At 39.9% G+C, this 3337-nt stretch carries 3 protein-coding genes and 1 pseudogene; all 4 read left to right on the top strand.

All coding sequences use genetic code 11. From position 1 onward, the window contains the following. On the top strand, positions 1–183 hold a 183-nt coding region (locus D5018_RS21010), incomplete at its 5' end, for a transposase (RefSeq protein WP_207819414.1). A gap of 299 nt (positions 184–482) precedes the next feature. Then, positions 483–713 carry a FeoA family protein gene (locus tag D5018_RS21015; protein WP_121840926.1) on the top strand — a complete coding sequence of 77 codons (231 nt, stop codon included), beginning with the start codon at positions 483–485 and terminating at the stop codon, positions 711–713. Continuing rightward, the gene (gene feoB, locus D5018_RS21020) at positions 710–2950 is read left to right on the top strand and encodes a Fe(2+) transporter permease subunit FeoB (RefSeq protein ID WP_121840927.1); all 2241 of its coding nucleotides are present in this window, start codon (positions 710–712) and stop codon (positions 2948–2950) included. The genes D5018_RS21015 and feoB overlap by 4 nt, the downstream gene beginning before the upstream one ends. Before the next feature lie 286 nt (positions 2951–3236). Further along, positions 3237–3337 (top strand): annotated as a pseudogene (locus tag D5018_RS21025) (IS200/IS605 family transposase); the annotation flags it as partial.

Raw genomic sequence — 3337 nt, forward strand, 5'->3', positions numbered from 1 at the left:
TTTAAGAGATGCCCTCAAGTCAAAAAGATGTTGTGGGGTGGTGAATTCTGGAGTGATGGTTATTTTGCAAGTACGGTCGGAAAGCATGGTGATGAATCGATGATAGCAAATTATGTCAAAAACCAAGTAAAAGGTGATAAGTACAAAGCGCTACATAAAGATCACCAGTTAACGTTGTTCTGAGATAAATACCCCGCTTCGCGAAGCGAAGTCGAGCCGAAGGTGAGACAGCTTGCTGCGGGGTAGTTTATTTAATTTGCATATGTTTATTTTTTAATTGTTTGCAAACTATAAATTTACAATTAGGCAATGTTAATCAAGGCTGTTGCTTTGGCTTATCGGCTTGCTTTTATTATTTCGTGATTTGCTGCATAATATCTATTGAAAATCATTATCATTTGCGGTTTTTGTCGGGTATGATCAGCACAATAAGATAAGAATGATCTATACGTTCATACCCCATAAGTTAAGGTAAGTTAATAATGAAGTTGAGCGAGCTTGAAGCTGGAGAAGTGGTCACTGTTTCTGCAATCGGGAACTCTGATATGACTCAAACTATCAAAAGAAAGCTGTTATCAATGGGGATAACACCGAAAAGCAAGATAACTTTGATAAGAAGAGCGCCATTAGGTAGTGGGCTTGAGATAGAGGTTCGTGGTTCTAGGCTTTGTGTCAGAAGTGAGCTGGCTGATGCTATTGAGGTAACAAAATGAAGCAAACCTTCACTTGTGTCACTGTTGGTAATCCTAATGCAGGTAAATCAACATTATTTAATGCACTGACAGGCTCTAATCAGCAAGTTGGAAATTGGTCGGGTGTAACGGTAGAAAAGAAAACAGGAAAGTTTGAGCATAATGATATTGAAGTTGCTATCACTGATCTACCTGGTATATATGACCTAACCGCGGCTAAAGACGGTTGTGACTGCTCACTAGATGAAACCATTGCTCAACAATATTTATCTCAACAAGCAGTAGATTGTATTGTTAACCTAGTAGACGCCTCTAATGTAGAACGTCACTTATATTTGACAACTCAATTGTTAGAACTTGGTATTCCTGTTGTCGTTCTATTAAATAAGTACGATGTTGCTTTACAGCGCGGCATTGAAATTAATGTTGAAAAACTGAGTACGCGCTTATCTTGCCCTGTTATTAATGTATGTTCTCGCAACGAAAAAGACATTGATAAGGTCAAGCAAATTCTGGTCGATATTCTAAAGGAAGAAAAGGTACAAGCCCCTTTAATATTGGATTACGACTCTCAAGTCGAAGCAAAGATTACTGAATTACAAAAAGACAATGGAGTGTCTCGCTCTCAAGCCTTAACGCAACTTACTAGAAAGCAGGCATGTGGTGAATCCTTAACCTCTGATAACAGTGATATAGAAATCTTGATTGCAAGCGCGCGATATCAATTTGCCGACCAAGTTTGCCAAGACGTTATTTGTGACGAGAAAAGACCTACCTTTTCCGATAAATTCGATAAATTAGCCCTACACCCTTTGCTGGGTGTACCTTTCTTTTTGTTTATGATGTATATGACCTTCATGCTAAGCATAAACGTCGGTAGTGCATTTATTGATTTCTTCGATATTACATCAGGTGCATTGTTTGTTGATCACTTCGGACTATTCTTATCGGGCTTAGGAACACCAGACTGGCTGATAACCATTTTAGCTGGGGGTGTTGGGCAAGGTATTCAAACCGTTTCAACTTTTATCCCTGTAATTGCAGCTCTTTTCTTAGTGCTTTCTATTTTAGAAAGTTCAGGTTATATGGCGCGAGCGGCGTTTGTGGTTGATGGCTTGATGCGAAGAATTGGTCTACCCGGTAAAGCATTTGTACCTATGATTGTTGGTTTTGGTTGTAACGTGCCAGCCATCATGGCTACTCGAACTTTAGGTAATGAAAGAGAGCGAATAGTGACAGGAATGATGGCACCCTTTATGTCGTGTGGTGCTCGCTTATCTGTTTATGCATTATTTGCTGCGGCCTTTTTCCCAGATTCAGGGCAAAATATCGTATTTTTACTATATATTCTAGGCATCGTCGTCGCGGTAGGAACAGGGTTATTATTAAGAAAAACCATTCTTACAGGAACGAGTAGTACATCTGTAATGGAGTTGCCTGATTATGAAGTGCCGCAGCTTAAGTCAGTTATGTCACGTACATGGAAGCGTACTAAGAGTTTTATTTTTGGCGCAGGTAAAACTATCGTTATCGTGGTAACTTTGCTTAATTTCATTAATGCCATTGGTACCGATGGTTCGTTTGGTAATGAAGACAGTAGCAATTCAGTTTTAAGCGTGGCTAGTCAGAAAGTAACGCCATTGTTTGCACCTATAGGAATCAAAGAAGATAACTGGCCAGCAACAGTTGGTATTATCACTGGCCTTTTTGCAAAAGAAGCCGTAGTAGGTACTTTGAACAACTTATATTCGGGCCAGCAGGACGCTGAGGTTGAGCCTTTTTTGCATAGTCTGAATGAAGCTATTGCCAGTATTCCTAGCAATTTATTGGATATTAAAGTGGAAGATCCATTGTCATTAAACATTGGTGATGTAAAAGATAAGCGGGTGGCGGCTGAAGATCAAGATGTCGATGTTGCAACCTTTGGTGCTTTACAAGCGGGCTTTGTTACCAAAATTGCTGCTTTTTCATACTTGTTGTTTATCTTGCTATATACCCCATGTGTAGCGGCACTGGGAGCTTTAGTAAACGAGTTTGGTGGCAAGTGGGCTAGATTTTCAGCTTTATGGACATTTGGTATGGCCTATGGGAGCTCAGTATTAGTTTACCAAACCGCAACCTTTAATGAGCACCCTGTTTCATCAGCAGCTTGGATCGCTGGCGTGATATCTCTGCTGTTCGTTTTTTATCAGTGGCTTAAAAAGAAAGGAAAGCAAGTTCAGCAGGTTATTCCAGGAATTAAAGTCGTTACTGAATAGGGCCTGTAGATCTTTCATGCTTATTTTTGCAGCGATAAATTGGTTGCCTTATGCAAGGCAGAGTTTGTGAAGTGTGGTTGCCCCACATAAACAAACGATAACGCAGCAGAAGTGACCAATTTACGCTGTCTTCGATGCTTTTGAGCACTTCCTGTTCTGTGTTGTGACCAGCTTACTTAGATTACTAAGCTTTACTGCTCACGCCTTGAACAGAAAAGTGCTCAAACAGCACAAAATTTAATCTCTGAGGGTTTTATTCTCCGCAGCTTGCTGCGAAAATAGGTGAATGAGTGAGTTTATACACAAGAGTCATAACGTAACTGTTTTGTTATATCACCTAGTTTTCCCAGCAAAATACAGAAGGGCAGTTTTTGATGAATCAGTTGA

Source organism: Parashewanella curva, assembly GCF_003675895.1.
GTDB lineage: Bacteria > Pseudomonadota > Gammaproteobacteria > Enterobacterales > Shewanellaceae > Parashewanella > Parashewanella curva.

Bases quoted from the DNA above. Each gene is read 5' to 3' on its own strand.
- D5018_RS21015 (WP_121840926.1), top strand. From the start codon at position 483: ATGAAGTTGAGCGAGCTTGAAGCTGGAGAAGTGGTCACTGTTTCTGCA.
- feoB (WP_121840927.1), top strand. From the start codon at position 710: ATGAAGCAAACCTTCACTTGTGTCACTGTTGGTAATCCTAATGCAGGT.